Genomic DNA, 22,044 nt, shown 5'->3' with positions numbered 1-22,044 from the left:
CCCCGTATCGCGTCCGCCGGCCCAACCCGCGAGGCCCGGACAACACAGCACCGTCTCCGGTCAGTCCGGAGGGTGCGCCGTCGGCAGGTCCTCGGACTCACGGGCACCGCCGGGCACCCGTACACCGTTGCGGGGCAGTCCCGGAATCGCACCGGGTTCCCCTGCGGCGACAGCGGTGACGAGCATACATCTAGTGCCGCGTGCCGGAGGCACCCCTAGATGTTGTGTCGGGCGGAGCGAGAATGGAACTGGAGTTCCGGCGCCGAAGTGGCTACAGTTCCACCGCGAAGGTCCACAGCACGGCGCCGGGCCCCACTTCCCAGTCCCGTTCCGGGGTGCGCTGGAAGCCGAGCCTGCGGTACAGCCGGTGGGCCGCGGTCATCTTCTGTGCGCTGGATATGACGACCCGTCGCAGCCCCAGCGCACGTGCCCTGTCGAGGCAGGCGCGCACCAGTTGCTCGGCCGCTCCGCGCCGCCGCGCGTCGGCCGCCACCACCAGCATCCGGAACTCGCCCTCTTCGGGGCGCGCCAGCTCCGCGTACGCGCTGCCGGGTGCGGCGAACGTCACGGAGCCCAGCAACCGGTCGCTCGCCGCGTCCGCGGCCACCAGGACCTCGGCGTGCTCCGCCCGGTGCCGGACGTCGCGCAGTACCGCCACGTAGGGGCTGTCGGCGCCCCGGGCGAGCAGGCCCTCGTCCACATAGGTGCGGGCGGTGAGTTCGCCTATGGTGTCCAACTCGTCGGGGCGCGCGGCACGGATGATGATGTCCATGGTGGCAGTGTGCCCCAGGGGTACGACAACGGGCCGCCCCCCGCAGTTCGGGGGCGGCCCGTTGCGATCGCTCCTACCGTCCGCCGGTGGGGACCGGCGGCAACTCGTCGCCGTACGGCGGAAGTTGGTTCGGTACGGACGGCTGCGGTCCCGTAGCGGTGTAGTCGCCGGGGGCCGTCTCGTCGATGCCGTCGGGCGTGCCCAGGGCCTTGAAGGCGACGGTGAGCACGACCGCGACCGCCAGGTTCAGCACGAAGGCGGTCAGTCCGATGTAGCCGATCTGCCCGATGCCCGGGATCACCTTGGAACTGCCCGCGAAGTGCGCCTGCGTGGGGCTGGCCACCGTCCACGCCGCCCACGTCCCGTACACCATGCCGACCAGCCAGCCCGACAGCAGCGCCCAGCGGTGGAACCACCGGGTGTACAGGCCCGCGACGATCGCCGGGAAGGTCTGCAGGATCCAGATCCCGCCCAACAACTGGAAGTTGATGGCCACCGTCTTGTCCATGGTGAGGACGAAGACCAGCGCCCCGACCTTGACCACCAGCGAGACCAGTTTGGAGACCCGGGTCTCCTGCTCGGCAGTGGCGTTCGGCCGCAGGAAATCCCTGTACACGTTGCGGGTGAACAGATTGGCGGCGGCGATGGACATAATCGCCGCGGGGACCAGGGCGCCGATTCCGATGGCCGCGAAGGACAGGCCCGCGAACCACGACGGGAACATGTTGGAGAACAACTGGGGAATGGCCAACTGGGCGTTGTAGCCCTTGACTCCCTTGCCGATCCCGTCGGCGATCGCCATGAAGCCGAGCATCGCCAGCAGCCCGAGCATCAGTGAATACAGCGGCAGGATGGTGGTGTTGCGGCGCACCACGTCACGGCTGCGGCTGGAGAGGGTCGCGGTGATCGAGTGCGGGTACATGAACAGCGCCAGCGCCGAGCCCAACGCCAAGGTGGCATAGGCCCACTGGCTCTTGGCGCCGCTCACCAGTTCACCGCGCGGCTTCCCGGTCGCCGGACTCACCTGGGCGTACGCCTGGCTCGCCGAGTGGAAGATGTGCCCGAATCCGCCCAGCCGCATCGGGATGTAGATGATGGCCACCGCGATGACGATGTAGATCAGCGCGTCCTTGACGAACGCGATCAGCGCCGGCGCGCGCAGTCCGGAAGAGTAGGTGTATGCGGCAAGCACCGCGAAGGCGATGAGTAGCGGCAGGTCCTTGACGAACCAGTTGGCGGACGCGCCGCCGCCGACGCCCATCACGTCCAACACCGCCTGGATACCGACCAGTTGCAGGGCGATGTACGGCATGGTGGCGAGGATCCCGGTGACCGCTACCGCCAGCGACAGCCCGCGTGACCCGTAGCGGCCCCGGACGAAGTCCGACGGGGTGACGTAACCGCGGCTCCTGGCGACCGACCACAGCCGGGGCAGGAAGCAGAAGATCATCGGGTAGACGAGGATGGTGTACGGCACCGCGAAGAAACCGGAGGCACCGGCCGCGTAGACCGCCGCGGGAACAGCGACGAACGTGTACGCGGTGTAGAGGTCGCCGCCCAGCAGGAACCAGGTGATCCAGGTGCCGAAGCTGCGTCCGCCGAGCCCCCATTCGTCCAGGTTGAGGGCGTTCTCGGCGCGCCGCCAGCGGGCGGCGAGGAAGCCGAGCGCCGTGACCAGCAGGAAGAAGACGACGAAGACGGCGAGCGCCACCCCGTTGACCCCGTGCTTCATGCCGCCCCCTCCCGCTCCTCGGCGCGACGCGCCCGCTCCTCACGCCGGATCAGCACATAGGCGATCGAGGTGAGGCCGGTGGAGATGACCACCCAGGCCATCTGGTACCAGTAGAAGAAAGGGATACCGATGAAGGTCGGGGTCGGCCGGGCGTACGAGCTGACCCACAGGGTGGCGACGAACGGGAGTATCAGGCAGACCGCCGCCACCACCCGGGTGGCGGTGATGACCGGTTGGGACTTCGGCGGCGGTTCTGTCATGGCTGCGGCTCCCCGATTCGACACGTCTCCCACGTAATGCGCAGGCAATCTAGGCCAACGCCCGGGTAGTAGTCACTACCCGGGCGCATGTCGGGTCATCGTTCGGCCTCCGGCCGGGGGGCGAAAGGGGATCTTTTCCGGGGGCTGCGCCCCCGGACTCCCGCCTTGCCGGGGCTGCGCCCCCGGACTCCCGCCTTGCCGGGGCTGCGCCCCTGGGCCCCGCCTTGCCGGGGCTGCGCCCCCGGATGCCCCTCGTCGGGCGGTCCGTGTCAGGTGGGGCGTTGGAGTCTCGCGACGAACTTGTAGCGGTCGCCGCGGTAGACGGAACGTACCCATTCGACCGGTTCGCCGGTGGTGTCGATGGAGTGCCGGGAGAGCAGCAGCATCGGCAGGCCCACGTCGGTGCCCAGCAGGCCCGCCTCGCGCGGGGTGGCCAGCGAGGTCTCGATGGTCTCCTCGGCCTCGGCCAGGTGCACGTCGTAGACCTCGGCCAACGCGGTGTACAGCGAGGTGTGTTTGGCGAGGTTGCGGCGCAGCTGCGGAAAGCGCTTGGCGGACAGGTGGGTGGTCTCGATCGCCATCGGCTCGCCGTTGGCCAGCCGCAGCCGCTCGATGCGCAGCACCCGCCCGCCCGCCTTTATGTCCAGCAGGCCGGCGAGCCGGTCGTCGGCGGCCACGTAGCCGATGTCCAGCAGCTGGGAGGCGGGTTCGAGGCCCTGCGCGCGCATGTCCTCGGTGTACGAGGTGAGTTGCAGCGCCTGGGCGACCTTGGGCTTGGCGACGAACGTCCCCTTGCCCTGGATGCGCTCCAGGCGGCCTTCGACGACGAGTTCCTGGAGCGCCTGGCGGACCGTGGTGCGCGAGGTGTCGAACTCGGCGGCCAGAGTGCGCTCCGGCGGTACCGGGGTGCCGGGCGGCATGGTCTGGGTGATGTCGAGCAAGTGCCGCTTGAGGCGGTAGTACTTCGGCACCCGTGCCGTGCGCGTGCCGGACGCCGGCGCGTTCTCGGGCGTCTCCGACGCATCCGTGGCGCCCGCCGCGGCGTCCCCGTCGGTCTCCATGCGCTGTGCTCCCGACTCCTTCTCGGCTGCCGTCACCGGCTCCTCCGTCCAATAGCGGCTCACATCGTGGCACGGCGTGCGCCGCGCACGTAGCGGTAAGCGGACGTCGTAGGTGAGGTGTCGGTCCGGTAACGGACTCGACAGCCGCTCTTATACACCCTTGACACCCCTAAAGGTCTAGGCCAAGCTCCCCGTACTGGTCTAAACCATTAAAGACCAGGGGCGAGTCTCTGGCACCTTCAGGAGGGTGGCGTGATGCGCAAGCGCAGGGCGGCGATAGCCGTATTGGGTGCCACGGTCATGGCCGTGTCGGTCGCCGCGTGCGGTTCCGGTAAGAGTGACAAGGCGTCGGGTCCCGGGGATTTCAAGGGCAAGACCCTCACCGTCTGGTTGATGAGCGGCTCCAACCCGCCCGGCTGGACCAAGGACATCACGGCGGCCTTCGAGAAGAAATACCCCGGCGCCAAGCTCAGCATCCAGGTTCAGCAGTGGAACGGCATCCAGCAGAAGCTGACCACCGCGCTGTCCGAGAGCACCCCGCCGGACGTGGTCGAGATCGGCAACACCCAGACCCCGTACTACGCGGCCACCGGCGGTCTGATGGACCTCACCGGTGACAGGGCGGACCTCGGCGGCAACGACTGGACCCCGGCGCTGAACGCCTCCGCCGTCTACCAGGACAAGCAGTTCGCCGCCCCCTGGTACGCCTCCAACCGGGTCGTCGTCTACAACAAGAAGATCTGGGCGGACGCCGGCATCAAGGACACCCCCAGGACCCAGGACGAGTTCTTCAAGGACCTCGACGCCGTCAAGGCCAAGGGCACCCAGGACGCGCTCTACGCGCCGGGCCAGGACTGGTACTCCTTCGACGGGTTCCTGCTGGACGCGGGCGCCGACCTGGTGAAGAAGAGCGGCGACTCCTACGTCTCCAACCTCGACTCGCCGCAGGCTGCCGCGGCCATCAACCTGTACAAGAAGCTCAACTCCTACGGCACGGCGCCCAAGGACAAGGACGAGGCCACCCCGCAGCAGTCGGACGTGTTCGCCAAGGGCGACGTCGGCGCCTTCATCGGCTTCGGCTGGGAGGCGGCCGGGGCGATCGCCAAGAACCCGCAGCTGAAGGACGAGATCGGCTACTTCCCGATCCCGGGCCGGACCGCCGGCAAGCCCGCGAAGGTCTTCCTGGGCGGATCCAACCTGGCCGTCGCACAGGCCAGCAAGAACCCCGAACTGGCCAAGGACTTCCTGAAGCTGGCCCTCTCCGACCAGTTCGAGGGCGCACTGGCCAAGGAGGGCGGCGTGATCCCCAACAAGACCGCGCTCAACTCCAACCTGGCCGGCAACCCGTTCGCCACCGCCGCCTCGGCCGCCGCCGCGAACGGCGGCACCACCCCGCTGATCCCCGCATGGGGCAACGTGGAGAACAAGCCCAACCCGATCTCCACCATCTTCATGACCGGTGTGCTCCAGGGCCAGGACCCCTCGGCCGCCGCCAAGCAGGCCGACGCCGAAATCAACAAGCGGCTCAGCCAGAAGCAGTGAGCGCCAGCGGGTGGGGCCGCCGCACCGGCCGCCCCACCCGTGGCCAAGGGCACCAGCCCGTACGCCGGGGCACAGCGGGGAGGAAGACAACAGCATGGGTGCGCCATCGACCAGGACGCCAACGCGTCCGACCAGCGAGAGCACGCCGCCACCTCCACCGCCCGCGCACCGCAGGCGTTCCGCGGGCGGGCTGGCCGCACGCGGCGCCCCGTACCTGCTGATCCTCCCGGCGCTGGTGGCGACCGCCGCGCTGCTGGCCTATCCGCTGCTGCGCAACCTGCTCATCTCGTTCCAGAACCTCAACGCCTTCCAGCTGATCCAGCACACCACCGACTGGATCGGGTTCGGCAACTACACCGACCAGCTGACCAGTTCGGACTTCTGGCACACCACCCTCCGCTCGGTGCTGTTCACCGCCGCCAACGTGGCGCTGATCATGGCGGTCGGCACGCTGGTCGGTCTGCTGCTGAACCGGCTGGGCAGGCGGATGCGGCTGCTGCTGTCGCTGGGGCTGATCCTCGCCTGGGCCATGCCCTACGTCGCCGGGACCACGGTCTACCAGTGGCTGTTCGACTCCCGGTACGGCGTCGTCAACTGGCTCCTGGACCGGCTCGGTTGGCACTCGATGGCGGGCTTCAACTGGTTCGGCGGCCTGTTCTCCACCTTCGCGGTGATCACCTTGATGGTCGTCTGGCAGTCCATCCCGTTCGTCGCCCTCAACCTCTACGCGGGACTGACCACGATCTCCGCCGAACTGTTCGAGGCGGCCCGGATGGACGGCGCCACGGCCTGGCGCACCTTCCGCTCGGTCACCTTCCCGATCCTGCGGCCGTTCTTCCTGAGCACCACGTTCCTGGAGATCATCTGGGTCTTCAAGGCGTTCACCCAGGTGTACGCGCTCAACGCCGGAGGGCCCGCCGGCAGCACCCAGACCCTGCCGGTCTACGCCTTCATCGAGGGCGTCGGAAACCAGCACTACGGCGTGGGCGCGGCGATCTCCACGCTCACCATCCTCATCCTGCTGGTGCTGATGTCGTATTACTTCCGGATCATTCTCAAGCAGGAGGACGACCTGTGAGGCGCTCGCTTCTCGGACGCTTCTGGCCCAACGCCGTCGCGGTCCTCCTGTTCGTGTTCTTCGTCTTCCCCGTCTACTGGATGGCGACCACGGCCTTCAAGCCGGACATCGACATCATCAGCAGCACTCCGGACTTCGTCCCGTTCCACGGCACCCTCGCGCACTTCGACAAGGCGGTGCACGCCAGCGGCTTCTGGACCCTGGTGCGCAACAGCTTCACCGTCACGCTCGGCGCGGTGCTGCTCTCCCTGGCGATCGCGCTGCTGGCGTCGTTCGCGCTGGCCCGGATGCGGTTCCGCGGGCGCAAGGCGTTCGTGCTGATCGTGATGATGGCCCAGATGGCGCCCTGGGAGGTGATGACGATCTCCGTCTACATGATCGTCCGCGACCAGGACCAGCTCAACAGCCTGCTGCCGCTGACCCTCTTCTACATGATGATGGTGCTGCCCTTCACCATCTGGACGCTGCGCGGCTTCATCGCCGCGGTGCCCAGGGAGTTGGAGGAGTCGGCCCTGGTCGACGGCTGCACCCGGGCCCAGGCGTTCGTCCGGGTGGTCTTCCCGCTGCTCGCCCCCGGGCTGATGGCCACCTCGCTGTTCGGCTTCATCACCGCGTGGAACGAGTTCCCGCTGGTGCTCATCCTCAACAAGCAGAGCGGCCAGACCCTGCCGCTGTGGCTCACCCAGTTCCAGACCAACTTCGGTGACGACTGGGGCGCCACGATGGCCGCCTCCACCCTTTTCACCATCCCCGTGGTGATCGTGTTCCTGATCCTCCAGCGCAAGGCCGTCGGCGGACTGACCGCAGGGGCGGTGAAGGGATGACCATGCTGACTACGGACACCGTGACGCGTGACGCGCTCGGCGTGCTCCAGCCCGGCTTCACCGGCGTCACCGCCCCCGACTGGCTGCTGCGACGGCTGGACGAGGGGCTCGGCTCGGTCGCGCTTTTCGCCCGGAACATCGAGTCACCGGAGCAACTCGCCGCGCTCACCGCCCGGTTGCGGGACCGGTCCCCGCGGCTGATCGTCGCCGCCGACGAGGAGGGCGGCGACGTCACGCGGCTGGAATCCCGCACCGGCTCCTCCTTCCCCGGCAACCACGCGCTCGGCGCGGTGGACGATCCCGAGCTGACCCGCGCGGTCGCCCGGGAGCTGGGCCGCAGGCTCAGGGAGTGCGGCGTCAACCTGAACTGGGCGCCGTCCGCCGACGTCAACTCCAACCCCGACAACCCGGTGATCGGTGTGCGGTCCTTCGGCTCCGACCCCGAACTGGTGGCCCGGCACACCGCCGCGTACGTCGAGGGCCTGCAACAGGCCGGGGTGGCCGCCTGCACCAAGCACTTCCCCGGCCACGGCGACACCGCCGTCGACTCGCACCACGACCTGCCGCGCATCGACGCCGACCTGAACACGCTGTACGCCCGTGAACTGGTGCCGTTCCGGGCCGCGCTGGCCGCCGGTACCAAGGCTGTGATGAGCGCGCACATCCTGCTGCCGGCGGTGGACCGGGCGCTGCCCGCCACGCTCAGCCCGGCCGCGCTCAACGGACTGCTGCGGGCCCCCGAGTCCCTGGGCGGCCTTGGCTACCAGGGGCTGATCGCCACCGACGCGGTGGAGATGCGCGCCATCACCGCGACCTACGGCATCGAGCGCGGCACCGTGCTGGCGCTGGCCGCCGGGGCGGACGCGATCTGCGTGGGCGGCAACCTCGCCGACGAGGCGACGGTGCTACGCCTGCGCGACGCCCTGGTCAGGGCGGTGCACTCCGGCGAACTGCCCGAGGAGCGGCTCGCCGACGCCGCGGCACGGGTGCGGGCGCTGGGGGAGTGGGTCGGTTCCCGGTCGGGCGCGGCGGAGGGGATCGCGTCCGACCCGGGGATCGGTCTGGCCGCCGCCCGGCGGGCGCTGCGGGTGACCCGGCTCGCCCCCTACCGGGCGCCCGAAGGGCCGGTGTACACGGCGGCCTTCACTCCGGTGGCGAACATCGCCGTCGGCGACGAGACGCCGTGGGGCGTCGCGGCCGAGCTGCGGCGGCTGCTGCCCGGCACCGGGACGGGCACCTATCGCGAGTCCGACGCGGCGGCGCACGGTCTGCCCGCGTTGGTGGCAAATGTGCTGCGCTCCGCGTCGGACCGTAGGATCGTCATCGTGGTTCGCGACGTTCACCGGCACCGGTGGATGGCGGACGCGCTGGCATGCCTGGTGGCCGCCCGGCCGGACTCGGTGGTGGTCGAGATGGGCGTACCGCAGGCCCCGCCGACCGGTGCGCTGCACATCGCGACCCATGGTGCGGCCCGCGTGTGCGGGCGAGCGGCCGCGGAGGTCATCGTCGGCAACGGCGCCGGGCGCTGACGCAGCCGCGCAGAACACAAGACAAGCAGCCTGGAGGCTCATCGCATGTCCGCCCCGACTCCGACCCAGCAGGACCCCCAGCCGGGCCGGATCATGTCCGGCGAAATGGCCCAGCAGCCCGCGGTGCTGCGCCGCATCCTCGAGGAGGGCGCCCCGAAGATCCGGGAGATCGCCGAGCAGGTCGCCGCCCGCAATCCGCGCTTCGTGCTGCTCACCGCGCGCGGCACCTCCGACAACGCGGCGCTGTACGCGAAGTACCTGATCGAGGTGCTGCTGGGCAAGCCAGCGGGCCTGACCTCCATGTCCACCACCACGGCCTACGGCGCCCAGCCCGACCTGACCGACGTGCTGGTCATCACGGTCAGCCAGTCCGGCGGCTCGCCCGACCTGGTCGCCTCCACCCAGGCCGCCCGGGAGGCCGGTGCGATCACCCTCGCGGTGACCAACAACGCCGACTCTCCGCTGGCCGAGGTGTCCGAGTTCCACATCGACGTCCTGGCCGGGCCGGAGAAGGCGCTGCCCGCGACCAAGACGTACACCGCGGAGCTGCTGGCGCTCTACCTGTTCGTGGAGGGCCTGCGCGGCGGCGACGGCTCGGCCGCCAAGGTGCTGCCGGAGCTGGCCCAGCAGATCCTGGACCGGCAGGCCGAGGTCAGGCAGCTGGCGGCGCGCTACCGGTTCGCCGAGCGGCTGGTGCTCACCTCGCGCGGTTACGGCTACCCGACCGCCAAGGAGGCCGCGCTGAAGCTGATGGAGACCAGCTACATCCCGGCGCTCTCCTTCTCCGGCGCGGACCTGCTGCACGGGCCGCTGGCCATGGTCGACAACGTCTCGCCGGTGATAGCCATCGTGACCGAGGGCAAGGGCGGCCAGGCGCTCCAGCCGGTGCTCGATCGGCTGCGCGGCCGCGGCGCCGACCTCGTGGTGATCGGCAGCCAGGCCCAGGTGGACGCCGCCTCGGCGGGCTTCGTGCTGCCGACCACCGGCGTGGCCGAGGAGGTCCAGCCGATCCTGGAGATCATTCCCCTCCAGATGCTGGCCTACGAGGTCACCATCGCCCGCGGCCAGGACCCCGACGCCCCAAGGGCCCTCGCCAAGGTGACGGAGACCCGCTGATCCATACGAAGGCCCCCCGCCCGGTTCCACGGGCGGGGGGCCTTTCGCCGCTCGACGAGCGAGTGTCGTCAGCTTGCCGCTCGACGAGCGAGTGTCGTCAGCGGACGAGCGCCCGGCGGCGGGCGAACACAAAGAGGGACACCCGCGGGCCGCGGCGCCGGTTAAGGGACCCTCAGCCCTTCCGGCACCGCAGCCCGGAGCTACCGTCGGCGCCGGCGATGCGTGGTGTGCGGTCCTCGCTGCCGGTGATGCCGACTTGTGTGGGGATCCCCCCCGGCGCAGTCAGGGCAGAGAACGCCGTACGGGATCCCGTTCCGTCCTCCTGTGCGGGGAGGGCGGAAGCTTTTTGCCAGCCCATTGTGGACTAGACCACTACTCTGTGTCTATAGGCGTGGGTCGGAAGCCAGATGAACTTCCCATGAAGTCGCGGGGGTACCCTCCACAGCGTGCCCTCCATGAACGACCTCGTACGCCAGCACACCGCCCTCGAGACCGAGGACCTTGAGTGGCTGCACCTGCTGGTGTCCGAGTGGCAGCTGCTGTCCGACCTCTCCTTCGCCGACCTGGTGCTCTGGGTGCCGACGAAGGACGGGACGCGCTACGTCTCCGTGGCGCAGATGCGTCCCAACACCGGGCCGACCTCCCACCAGAACGACATGGTGGGCCATCTGGTGCCGCGCGGTCGCAGGCCGATGCTGGACGCGGCGCTCGACGAGGGCCGGATCGTGCGGGAGGGCGACCCGGAGTGGCGTGAGGAGGTGCCGGTCCGGGTCGAGTCCATCCCGGTACGGCGCGCGGGCCGGGTCCTCGGGGTCATCGCCCGAAACACCAACCTGCTCACCGTTCGTACGCCCAGCCGTCTTGAACTGACCTATCTGCAGAGCGCGTCGGACCTCGCGCAGATGATCGCCGCGGGCTCCTTCCCGTTCCCCGCCGAGCAGGTCGACATGGACGCCTCACCGCGCGCCGGTGACGGACTGATCAGGCTGGACGCGGACGGTGTGGTGCAGTACGCCAGCCCCAACGCGCTCTCCGCGTACCACAGGCTGGGCCTCGCCACCGACCTGGTGGGACTCCACCTCGGCCAGACCACCGCCGACCTGGCCCCCGCCCGCGGCCCGGTGGACGAGGCACTGGTCAAACTGGCCAGCGGCTGGGCGCCCCGGGAGACCGAGGTCGAGGGCAACGAGGCGATCATCCAGCTGCGCGCGATCCCGCTCAAACCCAAGGGAACGCGCATCGGTTCACTGGTGCTGCTCCGCGACGTCACCGAACTGCGCCGCCGCGAGCGGGAGTTGATGACCAAGGACGCCACCATCAGGGAGATCCACCACCGGGTGAAGAACAACCTCCAGACGGTGGCCGCCCTGTTGCGGCTGCAGGCCCGGCGGATGGACTCGGACAAGGCGCGCGGGGCGCTGGAGGAGGCGGTACGGCGGGTCGGTTCGATCGCCATCGTGCACGAGACGCTGTCGCAGAACCTCGATGAGCGGGTGCAGTTCGACGACATCGCGGACCGGGTGATCGTGATGGTCGCCGAACTCTCGCCGGGCCGGGTCTCCGCGTCCCGTACCGGTCGCTTCGGAATCCTCACCGCGGAGATCGCCACCCCGCTGTCGATGGTGCTGACCGAACTGCTGCAGAACGCCCTTGAACACGGCTTCGGCCCCGGCCAACGCGGCACGGTGGAGGTCGCCGCGCAGCGCGGCCCCGACCGCCTGCTGATCACCGTCGAGGACGACGGCCGCGGGCTACCCGAGGGCTTCGACCCCCAACGCGCGGGCAATCTGGGCCTACAGATCGTGCGCACCCTGGTGGTGGGGGAGTTGAACGGCACCTTCGACATGCTCCCCGGCGAGGAAGGCGGCACCCGCGTCGTCCTGGACCTGCCGGTCGAAGGGGCGTAGGGCGGCTGGGATTGCGCCTTACCGGGCGAAGTACCCAGGAACAGCCCCGAAGTACCCCGGAACAGCATCGAGCCCCGGCCGACCAAGTCGACCGGGGCTGTTGCCTACTGCCTTGTGCTCTGTCTGCTTAGCGCTAAAGCGATCCGCGCTGCGGCTCGGGGACAGCCACCCGCGTTCCGTACGTGTGCTGTACGGCGGCGCGAGGACCATGGGGCCTGTCCGGCAAGCCGAACAGGCCCAAGCACGAAGGGGCGGCGGGCGTCAGGCGCTGACGTTGCGCGCCCGGTTGCGGGCGGCGCGGCGCTTCATCGCGCGGCGCTCGTCCTCGCTGAGGCCACCCCAGACGCCGGCGTCCTGACCGGACTCCAGCGCCCACTGCAGGCACTGCTCCATGACGGGGCAGCGACGGCAGACGGCCTTGGCTTCCTCGATCTGCAGCAGCGCAGGACCGGTGTTGCCGATCGGGAAGAACAGCTCGGGGTCTTCCTCGCGGCAAATGGCGCGATGACGCCAGTCCATGTCTGCTCCAACTCCTGTGGTGTTGCTGGCACGTTGCTTGTGAATGTGAACGCTTTCACGAATCCCCCCGCAGGCAACGGGCCGACAGCCAGTCTCCTGGCGCGGACCGCGGAATGAGGAAAGGGATTCGGGCGACGAACGATGATCCAAGGGGTGCCCTGGAAGCGCCGTCCCGATCGCCATGTAGAGACTCGCAAACCTGGGCTGCGGATACAACCCCTTCCGGGAAGTTTTTTTGGATTCCTCGGTGTCGCCTCGATCACAGCCGTACTTCCATGGGGTGCAGGTGAGGCTAAACGTTCGAGTGAAAGGACTTTAGGCCCTGGCACTCACACAATCACACGCAGTGCACGGCGAACGCCTGTGAAGGTCGCGCTCACTCGCAGCCCCAGGTGGTCACCGTCCACCTGAAAGGGCAGTGGAACCTGTGATTGCAAGGTGAAGTCGGTCAGATCATGCAGGGTCGTCACGTGCTTGCCGTGCGGGCCGCGCTCCGGGGTTGACCGCAGCAGCTGACCGGCGTGCCGGGCGACCGACGCCGAGGACAGTTTCGACAGGGCCAGCACGTCGAGGGCGGTGTCGAACGACGCCTGGGGCGTTGCGTACACAGGGCGGTTGCCGAAGAACGTCCAGGGCGAGGTGTTGCAGACTATGGCCAGTACGAGGTCGCGCAGCACGGTGTTCGGCCCCTCCGGGCCGACCCCCTCGGGTTCACTCAGAGTGAGCGTGCCCTGTCGTCGGTTCCGCTCGCCGAGGAACTGACGGACCATCTGCCGTACGTAGAGCGCGTGCGTCGATCGCTTACCGCGCACCCGCTGCTGTTCGACCCGGCCCACCACACCCGCGTCGAAGCCGAACCCGGCGCAGAAGGTGAACCAGCGCGGCGGCACCCCCTCGTCGTCCGTGCCCGGTGTGCCGCTGACCAGACCGAGGCCGATGGTGCGCTCGCTGCCCTCGCGCAGGGCGTCCAGCAGGGCGCCGGTCGCCTCCACGGCGTCGTTCGGCAGGCCGAGGGCGCGCGCGAAGACGTTGGTGCTGCCCCCGGGCACCACCGCGAGACGGGGCAGCGCCTCGGGGGCCGGGCCGCTGTGCAGCAGTCCGTTGACGACCTCGTTGACCGTTCCGTCGCCGCCGAGCGCCACCACCAGCTCGACCGAACCGCCCTCCACCGCGCGCCGCGCGAGGTCGCGGGCGTGACCGCGGTACTCCGTGGTCACCACTTCCAGCTTCAGATCGCTCGCCAGGGCGTGAATGAGAACATCACGGGTCCGCGCTCCGGTGGTGGTGGCCTTCGGGTTGACCACGAGAAGCGCTCGCATGAGAGGAAGGGTACCCAGCGGCCCTCCGGCGGATCTTGCCGGACCCCGGACATCGTGGGTCGGACGGTGCGAAGGGCGCGTCCGGGGCGCGGGCTACCCTGCTGGGGTGAGTCGGAAGCATGAAACCGCCCCGGAGACCGCACCCGCCGCCCCCCGCGTTCCACGGCTGACCGCCGCCGCGGCGCTCGCCGGGCTGGAAGGCGTGGCGCTGGCCGCGGGCGGGGTCTATCTGATGGCGACGGGGTTCGTCGGCCGCCACGCCAGTACCCAGACCGCCGTGATGGGCGGGCTCACCGTGCTCGCGATGGCCATACTGCCGCTCACCGCCGCGTACGGGCTGCGGCGGGCCCGGCGGTGGAGCCGCGGGCCCGCGCTGATCATCCAGCTGATCGCGCTGCCGATCGCCTGGACGATGGGGCAGAACGGCGGCGCTCTGCTGGCCGCCGCGGTGGCGATCGGCGCGGTGGCGCTGGCCGAACTCGTACTGCTCGTACACCCCGCGGCTACCGCCGCGCTCGGCGCGGACCAGGGCGCCGCGGAGTAGTCCTCCGACCCCGTGTTTGCGGGGGGCGGGGCTCCCGACCCCCGGGGCTCACTCCTCGACCAGCAGCCTGTCGCGGAGCTGGGCGAGGGTACGGGCCAGCAGCCGGGAGACGTGCATCTGGGAGATGCCGACCTCCTGGGCGATCTGCGACTGGGTCATGTTGCCGAAGAACCGCAGCAGCAGGATCTTCTTCTCCCGCGGCGGCAACTGCTCCAGCAGCGGCTTGAGGGACTCCCGGTACTCCACGCCCTCCAGCGCGTCGTCCTCGGCGCCGAGGGTGTCGGCGACCGCCGGGGACTCGTCGTCGGTGTCCGGCACGTCCAGCGAGAGCGTGCTGTAGGCGTTGGCCGACTCCAGGCCCTCCAGGACCTCTTCCTCGGAGATCTTCAGATGCTCGGCCAGTTCGTGCACCGTCGGCGCCCGGCCGTGCTCCTGTGACAGCTCCCCGGTGGCGGTGGTCAGCGCCAGCCGCAGCTCCTGGAGCCTGCGCGGCACGCGGACCGCCCAGCCCTTGTCCCGGAAGTGCCGCTTGATCTCGCCGACCACCGTGGGCGTCGCGTAGGTGGAGAACTCCACCCCGCGATCCGGGTCGAAGCGGTTCACCGACTTGATCAGGCCGATGGTGGCGACCTGTGTCAGGTCGTCCAGCGGCTCACCGCGGTTGCGGAACCGCCGGGCCAGGTGCTCGACCAGCGGAAGGTGCATCTGCACCAGCCGGTTGCGCAGCGCCTCCCGCTCTGGTGAGCCCTCCGGCAGCCTGCTCAGCTCCACGAACAGCGCCCGCGCCCCGGACCGGTCCTGCGGGCCCTCCGGCTCGTGCGCGCCGTCGGAGTCCTGCCGCTCGACCTGGTCCATGGGCTCCGCCTGCTCTACCGCGTCCGTTCCGTCGGTGCGCGGCACGGGGTGGTGCCGCGCGTGCTGCCGCCGGGCCGCGGGAGTGGGCTGGGCGGGTACGGCGAGGCCGCGCCCGCCGGTACCGATGCGGCGTCCCGCCTGCTCGGGCAGCTCGGTGGCGCGTTCCGGGGTCAGTTCCCGAGGAGGTTCAGTGCTCATGGCGATCCCCCGTTCCGTTCACGGTTGAACCGTAATCGCCCGGCACGCGTACCGGGACACGCTGGTCACGCGCAGGGCCGGACCTACGGCCGCCGCGGTGTGCGCGGTCGCCAGGGCTCCTGGGAAACCAGAGGACTTCCTGCATCTGGGAACCTCACGACTGTCCAGGGCCGGCGCCGCGCTTCTTGTGCAGGCTGATGCTGACCGTGTTGTCCTCGGCCACGCTGGAGTCCACCTCACCGGCGAGTGCGGAGAGCACCGTCCAGGCGAAGGTGTCGCGCTCCGGGGCGCGGCCGTCGGTGGTGGGTGCCGACACGGTCACCCACAGCGCGTCCTCGACCAGCCGGAACACGCATGAGAGCACGCTGCCGGGGACGGCCTGCTGCAGCAGGATGGCGCACGCCTCGTCCACGGCGATGCGCAGGTCTTCGATCTCGTCGAGGGTGAAGTCCAAGCGGGCTGCGAGTCCGGCGGTCGCCGTTCGCAGTACCGAGAGGTAGGCCCCCGCCGCGGGCAGCCGGACCTCCACGAAGTCCTTCGACCCGGGCTCGCCTGCGATCTGGGACACCCTCACCTCCAAGGTGGCACACGGTGGTTGAGCTTGATGGCTGCCGTTCCGCCGCGCGTGGCGGTGGTACGACTGGTAAGCGGTCCGTACACTCCGAGTAACGGAACTCGTTGCGCACCGTCCAGGGACGGTATCGCGATCTGTGCCCCGGTGTCGCCCGGACCAAGCACGCCTGTCCCCATAGAGGGGCTCAGTTTCAGCACCTCCCGGTTGTCACTCATGGTAAGCCTATGAGTACGGACAGTGGCTAGGGGTCTGCGGTCTCAATTCGAAAGCGGTATCGCGCGGTTGGGGTTTGGCGAGGCCACAGTGGCGGTTGAGGCCAGAGCGTGCAGTGGTCCGCCGGTCAACCGGTGAACCGTCCACTCTTCCATGGGCACCGCGCCCAGCGACCTGTAGAAGCCGATCGACGGCTCGTTCCAGTCCAGCACCGACCACTCGAAGCGCTCGTATCCCCGCTCCACGCAGATCCGGGCCAGTTCGGCCAGTAGCGCCTTGCCGTGCCCGCCGCCGCGCGCCTCGGGGCGTACGTACAGGTCCTCCAGGTATACGCCGTGGGTGCCGGTCCATGTCGAGTAGTTGCGGAACCACAGCGCGAAACCGACGGCCCGCGGCCCGCCCTCGACGGACGCTTCCTCCGCGATCAGCGCGAAGGCGGCCGGCTGCGCCCCGAACAGCGCGTCGTGCAGCTGCTCCGGGGTGGCCCGCGCGTCCTCCAGCGACCGCTCGTAATCCGCCAGTTCGCGGATCATGGCGTGGATCGCCGGGATGTCGGCGGTGGTCGCGGCTCGAATCATGCACCCCAGGCTAACCGGACGGTCAGACATCCGGACCCGGAAGGGAGGACCGATCTCACCGAAACCGATTCCGCCGGTATTCCGGGAGCGGGGTCAGCCGGTGATGACCGCCGCCACCCTCGTGCCGGGAGCGAAAGCGCCCTCCGCGGCGAGTGCGTACGTCCCGTAGAGCATTTTCGCCACATACGTGAGGTCGGGATTCAGCCCGTGCCGTTCGGCGAACTCGTCGGCGAATTCCCGTAGTTCGGGCGTGATACGGGCGTATCCGCCGCAGTGGAAACGCGTGTCGAGCCGCCAGTCGCCGCGCCGCCCACCGAAAGCGGCCTGTTGCAGCCGCTGGATTTCGCCGTCGAGGAATCCGCCGCCCTTGAGCACCGGGAAACCGACCGCCCGCTGGGTGCCGTGGTCGAGCCCGGCGGCCAGCCCGGCCAGCGTGCCCCCGGTGCCGCAGGCGACGGTGACCACGTCCGCGACACCGCGCAGCTCACGGCCGAGGTCGGCGCATCCGGTGGCGGCGGCCGCGTTGCTGCCGCCTTCCGGGACCAGGTAGAAGCGGCCGAACCGGCGCTCCAGGCCGGCGACCACATCGGGCTCGGTCTTGCGCCGGTACGTCGCGCGGTCGATGAAGTGCAGCCGCATCCCGTCCTCGGCGGCCCGCGCCAGCGACGGATTCAACGGCCGGTCGGCCAGCTCCGCGCCCCGCACCACGCCCACGGTGTGGAACCCCAGCAACCGTCCGGCGGCCGCGGTGGCCCGCAGATGGTTCGAGTACGCCCCGCCGAAGGTGAGCAACGTACGGTGCCCGCCGTCAATGGCGGCCTGTACGTTGAGCCGCAGCTTGCGGTACTTGTTGCCCGGAATCCGGGGATGTATCAGGTCATCCCGCTTCAGCAGCAACTCGACCCCCCACCGCGCCAGCCGCTCGTCCACGACGCCCACAAGCGGCGAAGGCAGCCGCGGCTCAAGCGCGTCAAGGCAGGCAGGTGGGGTCACCCGGCCATTCTCGCCGAATCCGGCGGATCCTTCCGCACGGCGAAAGCCGACCGCCCCCGGTCCGTGGCGGACCGGGGGCGGCTGGTGATCTGTGAAGGTGGTGTCCTCGCAGATCCGGCTTCTGCCTTGGAGAGCCGAAGAAAGCTGAGCGAAGGTCAGGCCTTCTTGGTCTCCCAGAAGATCTTGTCGATCTCGGCGATCAGCTCAAGGGCCTTCTCGCCGGTCTTCGGGTCGTTGGAGGCCTTGGCCGCGCTCAGGGCCTTGAGGGTGTCGTTCACCAGCTGGTGCAGCTGCGGGTACTTCTCGAAGTGCGGGGCCTTGAAGTAGTCGCTCCACAGCACCGAGACGTGGTGCTTGGCCAGCTCGGCGCGCTGCTCCTTGATGATCAGGGCACGGGTGCGGAAGTCCGCGTCCTCGTTGGCCTGGTACTTCTCCTGGACGGCCTTGACGGACTCGGCCTCGATACGGGCCTGGGCCGGGTCGTAGACGCCGCAGGGCAGGTCGCAGTGGGCGCTGACCTTGACCTTCGGCGCGAACAGGCGAGAGAACATGGCTGTCCTTCCTTGTGATCGTCTTTGCAGATGGGACATTACTCCCTGAGGAGTCCCATTTCCCGGGTGCCCCCTGGTGCTTAGGACAAAAGTCTGGTGTCACCCTGGACCCGGTGGAGGATCTGACAGGAGGCTCGGCATGCGCCAGCAGGGGGCAAGGCTGCCGTTCGGACTCGCAGAGGTGACGGGGCCTTCGATGGTGCCGACGCTGCACCACGGGGACCAGTTGCTCGTCCGCTACGGGGCGGCGGTGCGTGCCGGCGACGTGGTGGTGCTGCGGCATCCGCTGCAGCAGGACCTGCTGATCGTCAAACGGGCGGTGGAGCGGCGGGACGCCGGCTGGTGGGTGCTGGGGGACAACCCGTTCGCCGAGTCGGACAGCCGGATGTTCGGGACGGTCCCCGACGATCTGCTGCTCGCCCGGGTGCTGGGGCGGTTCCGGCCGCCGCGCGGGCTGCGGCGGACTCCCGTGGCAGCGGTCTCCTGGGCGGTCGGCGCGCTGCGGCCGGTGTGGTCCGACCGGTCGGTCTCCCGCCGTACGCGGGCGCGTTAGCGGTCGCGGGGCTACTCAGCCCTGCGCGTTCTGCTGCTGCTCCTGCCGTTTGCGGGCGCGGTACGCGGCCACGTTGGCCCGGGTCGCGCAGCGGTCGGAGCAGTAGCGGCGCGAGCGGTTGGTCGAGGTGTCGATGTAGGCGTTGCGGCACGAGGCGGCCTGGCAGACGCCCAGCCGGTCCGCGCCGAGTCCGGTGAGCTGGAACGCCAGGCCCATGCAGGCGGGCGCGGTGTAGGCGGCCGTGGCGTTGTTGGCGTGGTCGGCCAGATGCATGTGCCACTGCGGGCGGCCCTGGTCGTCCAGGTCGCCGTGGCCGGAGATCTGCGGGCTGACCGGGTACTCCAGCATCAGCGCGTTGAGCAGGTCCACGGCCCGCACCTCGTCGCCCTCGGCGGCGGCCTCGAAGACCGCGCGCAGCCTGGTGCGTACCGCGCGCAGCCGGGTCACGTCGGCGTCGCCCGCCCGGCGGGCGGCCTGGCGGTTGGGGCCGAAGAGTTCGCGCACCGCCTCGACCGAGGAGAGGGCGTCCTCGCCGTGGTCCGGGCGCTCGGTGTTCACGAGCCGCACGGCATAGTCCGAGTAATAAGCCAGTTCCACTTGTGGTCCTTACTCAGTGCGGTCTAGGGTCGGGCTTGCGGCGACGCTGTAATGGGCGCAACCGCTACCAGGGTATTACGAGCAGGGGTGACCGTGATGACGGAAACAGGCATCGTTCCCGCCGACTGGCAAGCATGGCAGCACAGCTGGGACCGCCAGCAGGAGTGGTACCTGCCGGACCGCGAGGAGCGGTTCCGGGTGATGCTCGACCTCGTGGAGGCGGTGGCCGGTCCGGCGCCCGTCGTGCTGGACCTGGCCTGCGGCACCGGCAGCATCTCCGACCGGCTGCTCAAGCGGCTGCCCGAGGCGCGCTCGACCGCGCTCGACCTCGACCCGGCGCTGCTCACCATCGCGCGGGGGCACTTCGCGGACGAGCCGCGGATCCAGTTCGTCACCGCCGACCTGCGCGACCCCGACTGGACGCGGAAGCTGCCGCACCGCGAGTACGACGCGGTGCTCACCGCCACCGCGCTGCACTGGCTGCAGACCGAGCCGCTGGCCCGGGTGTACGGGCAGATCGCGGGCGTGCTCAAGGACGGCGGGGTGTTCATGAACGCCGACCACATGCCGGATCCGGCCACTCCGCGGATCAACGCGGCCGAGCAGGCGCTGCGGCACGCGCGAATGGAGCGCGAGCGGGCGGCGAGCGGGGTCCCGGACTGGCGGGAGTGGTGGCAACTGGCCGCCGCCGACGACCAGTTGGCGGACGCGGTGGCCCGGCGGTACGAGATCTTCGGTGACCACGCGGACGGTGAGCCGCATCCCGTCGAGTGGCACGCCCGGACCCTGCGGGACGCGGGCTTCAGCGAGGCGCGGGCGGTGTGGCGCTCGGTGCCGGACGCGGTGGTTCTGGGCCTCAAGTAGGCCTGCTACGCCGGTCCGGACGGCGGTCCGTCCGGTACCGGCCGGGCCACGCTGCGGGGTGCTCGTCGGCGCGGCGGAACCGGCTGGGGATAAGTCCCCGATGCGCGTGGCGGCTTGGGGGTAGTCCCCCAAGCCGCCATGTGGTCCTGTATTTCAGGGAGTTGGGGAGCCTGCCCCCAAGATCCCCTTACCGGCGGGCGACGCCCTCCGCGCGGGCCGCTGCGGCGACCGCCTTGGTGACCGCCGGAGCCACACGGGGGTCGAAGGGGGACGGGATGACGCAGTCCGCGCTCAACTCGTCGTGGACGACCGCGGCCAGCGCCTCGGCGGCGGCGATCTTCATGCCCTCGGTGATCCGCGAGGCCCGGACCTGGAGGGCGCCCGCGAAGATGCCGGGGAAGGCCAGCACGTTGTTGATCTGGTTCGGGTAGTCGCTGCGACCGGTGGCGACCACCGACGCGTACTTGTGCGCGACGTCCGGGTGGATCTCCGGGTTCGGGTTGGCCATCGCGAAGACGTACGCGCCCTTGGCCATGGTGGCGACCGCCGCCTCCGGCACCGTGCCGCCGGAGACGCCGATGAACACGTCGGCACCGGACAGCGCGTCCTCCAAGGTGCCCGTGATGCCCGCCTTGTTGGTGAAACCGGCCAACTCCCGCTTGACGTCGGTCAGATCGGTGCGACCGCTGTGCACCACGCCCCTGCGGTCGGTGACCGCGACATCGCCGATGCCCGCCTCCACCAGGATCTTGGCGATCGCCACCCCGGCGGCGCCCGCCCCGGAGATCACCGCCCGCAGCTCGCCCAGCGAACGTCCGGTCAGCACGGTCGCGTTGCGCAGCGCGGCGAGCGTGACCACCGCCGTGCCGTGCTGGTCGTCGTGGAACACCGGGATGTCCAGCCGCTCCTGGAGCCTGCGCTCGATCTCGAAGCAGCGCGGCGCGGAGATGTCCTCCAGGTTGATCCCGCCGAACGAGGGCGCCAGCCGGACCACCGTGTCCACGATCTCGTCCGTGTCCGTGGTGTCGAGCGCGATCGGCACCGCGTCCACCCCGCCGAACTGCTTGAACAAGATGGCCTTGCCCTCCATCACCGGCAGCGACGCCTCCGGACCGATGTCACCGAGACCCAGCACCGCCGTACCGTCCGTGACCACCGCCACCACCTGGGACTTCCAGGTGTAGTCGTGGACGAGTTCGGGCTGTTCCGCGATCGCGGTGCAGACCTTGGCGACCCCCGGCGTGTAGGCGAGCGACAAGTCGTCGCGGTCGCGCACCGGCACCGTCGCGCTGATCTCCATCTTTCCGCCGCGGTGCAATGCGAACGCCGGATCGATCAGTTCGCTCTGATCGGCGTCGCTACGAGGGTTGATGATCTCCGCTGCCACAATTGACCCCTTTGTCGAAATGCTTGTTGAGGGTACTCCCCCCGGTTCGGGGAGGGCGGGGCGGCGTCCGCCGTCTCCGCGGTGGGAGGCGTACGTCCGCCGTGCGCGTCGCACTCACGCACTGGACCCCGGGTGAGGGGTGGAATGATCCGTTCTACCGGATAACTGTTTCTACTGACGAGTCCATAAATTCTCCCTGCCGCGTCCCGAACGGCCGGTTAATTGCGGCCGTTGCCCGAATGTCGGGAAGTGGAGCGCGGGGATGTACGACTCGTACAGCGGTGCCCATCGCGGTCCGGCCCTGGTGTACCGGCCCGATGGGGCAACGGGGATCGCCCGTTTTCCGATTTTGACACACCCGGCTCGCGAATGGGCGGCGCCCGGTTGGCGAGCAGCACGGATCACACCGGGCATGAGGGTCTCGCCGAACGCTTCGGGCGGTACCGGTCCGGGTGATGTGCGTCGCTTCACGGAGCGG

General features: G+C 69.8%; 22 protein-coding genes and 1 riboswitch. Of the genes, 9 read left to right on the top strand and 13 right to left on the bottom strand.

The window, feature by feature from the left end:
- Positions 1-65: 65 nt before the first annotated feature.
- Positions 66-223: riboswitch (cobalamin riboswitch) on the bottom strand.
- 48 nt (positions 224-271) lie between these two features.
- The 4 genes from O5O46_RS01135 to O5O46_RS01120 form a co-directional block, all read right to left on the bottom strand.
- Positions 272-772, bottom strand: coding sequence for a GNAT family N-acetyltransferase (locus O5O46_RS01135; RefSeq protein ID WP_269853266.1), 501 nt, complete (start codon positions 770-772; stop codon positions 272-274).
- A gap of 73 nt (positions 773-845) precedes the next feature.
- Positions 846-2,504 (bottom strand): monocarboxylate uptake permease MctP, encoded by a 1,659-nt coding sequence (mctP, locus tag O5O46_RS01130; RefSeq protein WP_269853265.1) that lies wholly within the window; start codon positions 2,502-2,504, stop codon positions 846-848.
- Entirely contained in the window at positions 2,501-2,764 is a 264-nt protein-coding gene (locus tag O5O46_RS01125; RefSeq protein WP_269853264.1) for a DUF3311 domain-containing protein, read from the bottom strand. Before O5O46_RS01125 ends, mctP begins: the two co-directional genes overlap by 4 nt.
- Before the next feature lie 269 nt (positions 2,765-3,033).
- Positions 3,034-3,825, bottom strand: a complete 792-nt coding sequence (locus tag O5O46_RS01120) for a GntR family transcriptional regulator (protein WP_269853882.1) — start codon at positions 3,823-3,825, stop codon at positions 3,034-3,036.
- A gap of 255 nt (positions 3,826-4,080) precedes the next feature.
- On the opposite strand from O5O46_RS01120, the gene O5O46_RS01115 reads away from it, so the two are divergent.
- From O5O46_RS01115 to O5O46_RS01090, 6 genes are all read left to right on the top strand, one after another.
- On the top strand, positions 4,081-5,367 hold the full coding sequence (locus O5O46_RS01115) for an extracellular solute-binding protein (RefSeq protein ID WP_269853263.1): 1,287 nt from the start codon (positions 4,081-4,083) through the stop codon (positions 5,365-5,367).
- Between the two features lie 94 nt (positions 5,368-5,461).
- A complete protein-coding gene (locus tag O5O46_RS01110; RefSeq protein ID WP_269853262.1) occupies positions 5,462-6,445 on the top strand; it encodes a carbohydrate ABC transporter permease in 984 nt (327 codons plus the stop codon).
- A complete protein-coding gene (locus tag O5O46_RS01105) occupies positions 6,442-7,269 on the top strand; it encodes a carbohydrate ABC transporter permease (protein ID WP_269853261.1) in 828 nt (275 codons plus the stop codon). Before O5O46_RS01110 ends, O5O46_RS01105 begins: the two co-directional genes overlap by 4 nt.
- Positions 7,266-8,798, top strand: coding sequence for a glycoside hydrolase family 3 protein (locus O5O46_RS01100; RefSeq protein WP_269853260.1), 1,533 nt, complete (start codon positions 7,266-7,268; stop codon positions 8,796-8,798). Before O5O46_RS01105 ends, O5O46_RS01100 begins: the two co-directional genes overlap by 4 nt.
- 45 nt (positions 8,799-8,843) lie before the next feature.
- The gene (locus tag O5O46_RS01095) at positions 8,844-9,914 is read left to right on the top strand and encodes an SIS domain-containing protein (protein ID WP_269853259.1); all 1,071 of its coding nucleotides are present in this window, start codon (positions 8,844-8,846) and stop codon (positions 9,912-9,914) included.
- A 455-nt stretch (positions 9,915-10,369) separates the two neighbouring features.
- Positions 10,370-11,821, top strand: coding sequence for a sensor histidine kinase (locus O5O46_RS01090; RefSeq protein ID WP_269853258.1), 1,452 nt, complete (start codon positions 10,370-10,372; stop codon positions 11,819-11,821).
- A 261-nt stretch (positions 11,822-12,082) separates the two neighbouring features.
- Here O5O46_RS01090 and O5O46_RS01085 read toward each other — a convergent pair whose 3' ends face one another.
- Positions 12,083-12,340 (bottom strand): WhiB family transcriptional regulator, encoded by a 258-nt coding sequence (locus tag O5O46_RS01085; RefSeq protein ID WP_109452013.1) that lies wholly within the window; start codon positions 12,338-12,340, stop codon positions 12,083-12,085.
- Positions 12,341-12,669: 329 nt separating this feature from the next.
- Entirely contained in the window at positions 12,670-13,659 is a 990-nt protein-coding gene (locus O5O46_RS01080; protein ID WP_269853257.1) for a diacylglycerol/lipid kinase family protein, read from the bottom strand.
- 106 nt (positions 13,660-13,765) lie between these two features.
- On the opposite strand from O5O46_RS01080, the gene O5O46_RS01075 reads away from it, so the two are divergent.
- A complete protein-coding gene (locus O5O46_RS01075) occupies positions 13,766-14,203 on the top strand; it encodes a hypothetical protein (protein WP_269853256.1) in 438 nt (145 codons plus the stop codon).
- A gap of 48 nt (positions 14,204-14,251) precedes the next feature.
- Here O5O46_RS01075 and O5O46_RS01070 read toward each other — a convergent pair whose 3' ends face one another.
- From O5O46_RS01070 to sodN, 5 genes are all read right to left on the bottom strand, one after another.
- Positions 14,252-15,256 carry an RNA polymerase sigma factor SigF gene (locus O5O46_RS01070; protein WP_269853255.1) on the bottom strand — a complete coding sequence of 335 codons (1,005 nt, stop codon included), beginning with the start codon at positions 15,254-15,256 and terminating at the stop codon, positions 14,252-14,254.
- 154 nt (positions 15,257-15,410) lie between these two features.
- A complete protein-coding gene (locus O5O46_RS01065; RefSeq protein WP_255919192.1) occupies positions 15,411-15,824 on the bottom strand; it encodes an anti-sigma regulatory factor in 414 nt (137 codons plus the stop codon).
- 263 nt (positions 15,825-16,087) lie between these two features.
- Positions 16,088-16,621, bottom strand: a complete 534-nt coding sequence (locus tag O5O46_RS01060) for a GNAT family N-acetyltransferase (protein WP_269853254.1) — start codon at positions 16,619-16,621, stop codon at positions 16,088-16,090.
- A gap of 93 nt (positions 16,622-16,714) precedes the next feature.
- Positions 16,715-17,614, bottom strand: a complete 900-nt coding sequence (locus tag O5O46_RS01055; protein ID WP_269853253.1) for a 1-aminocyclopropane-1-carboxylate deaminase/D-cysteine desulfhydrase — start codon at positions 17,612-17,614, stop codon at positions 16,715-16,717.
- 155 nt (positions 17,615-17,769) lie between these two features.
- Positions 17,770-18,165: a superoxide dismutase, Ni gene (sodN, locus tag O5O46_RS01050; protein ID WP_269853252.1), complete on the bottom strand. Its 396-nt coding sequence runs from the start codon at positions 18,163-18,165 to the stop codon at positions 17,770-17,772.
- Between the two features lie 139 nt (positions 18,166-18,304).
- Between sodN and sodX the strand changes: the two genes are divergently transcribed.
- Entirely contained in the window at positions 18,305-18,718 is a 414-nt protein-coding gene (sodX, locus tag O5O46_RS01045; protein WP_269853251.1) for a nickel-type superoxide dismutase maturation protease, read from the top strand.
- Positions 18,719-18,733: 15 nt separating this feature from the next.
- Here the strand turns inward: sodX and O5O46_RS01040 are convergent, their stop codons facing one another.
- The gene (locus O5O46_RS01040) at positions 18,734-19,315 is read right to left on the bottom strand and encodes a CGNR zinc finger domain-containing protein (protein ID WP_269853250.1); all 582 of its coding nucleotides are present in this window, start codon (positions 19,313-19,315) and stop codon (positions 18,734-18,736) included.
- Positions 19,316-19,411: 96 nt separating this feature from the next.
- On the opposite strand from O5O46_RS01040, the gene O5O46_RS01035 reads away from it, so the two are divergent.
- Positions 19,412-20,179: a class I SAM-dependent methyltransferase gene (locus O5O46_RS01035; RefSeq protein ID WP_269853249.1), complete on the top strand. Its 768-nt coding sequence runs from the start codon at positions 19,412-19,414 to the stop codon at positions 20,177-20,179.
- A 187-nt stretch (positions 20,180-20,366) separates the two neighbouring features.
- On the opposite strand, the gene O5O46_RS01030 is transcribed toward O5O46_RS01035, so the two are convergent.
- A complete protein-coding gene (locus O5O46_RS01030; protein WP_269853248.1) occupies positions 20,367-21,566 on the bottom strand; it encodes an NAD(P)-dependent malic enzyme in 1,200 nt (399 codons plus the stop codon).
- Positions 21,567-22,044: the final 478 nt, after the last annotated feature.

Source organism: Streptomyces sp. RPT161, assembly GCF_027533845.1.
In the GTDB taxonomy this organism is placed as follows: Bacteria; Actinomycetota; Actinomycetes; order Streptomycetales; family Streptomycetaceae; genus Streptantibioticus_A; species Streptantibioticus_A silvisoli_A.
The sequence above is the reverse complement of the archived record's forward strand: the minus strand, read 5'-3'. Positions and strand labels throughout refer to the sequence as shown.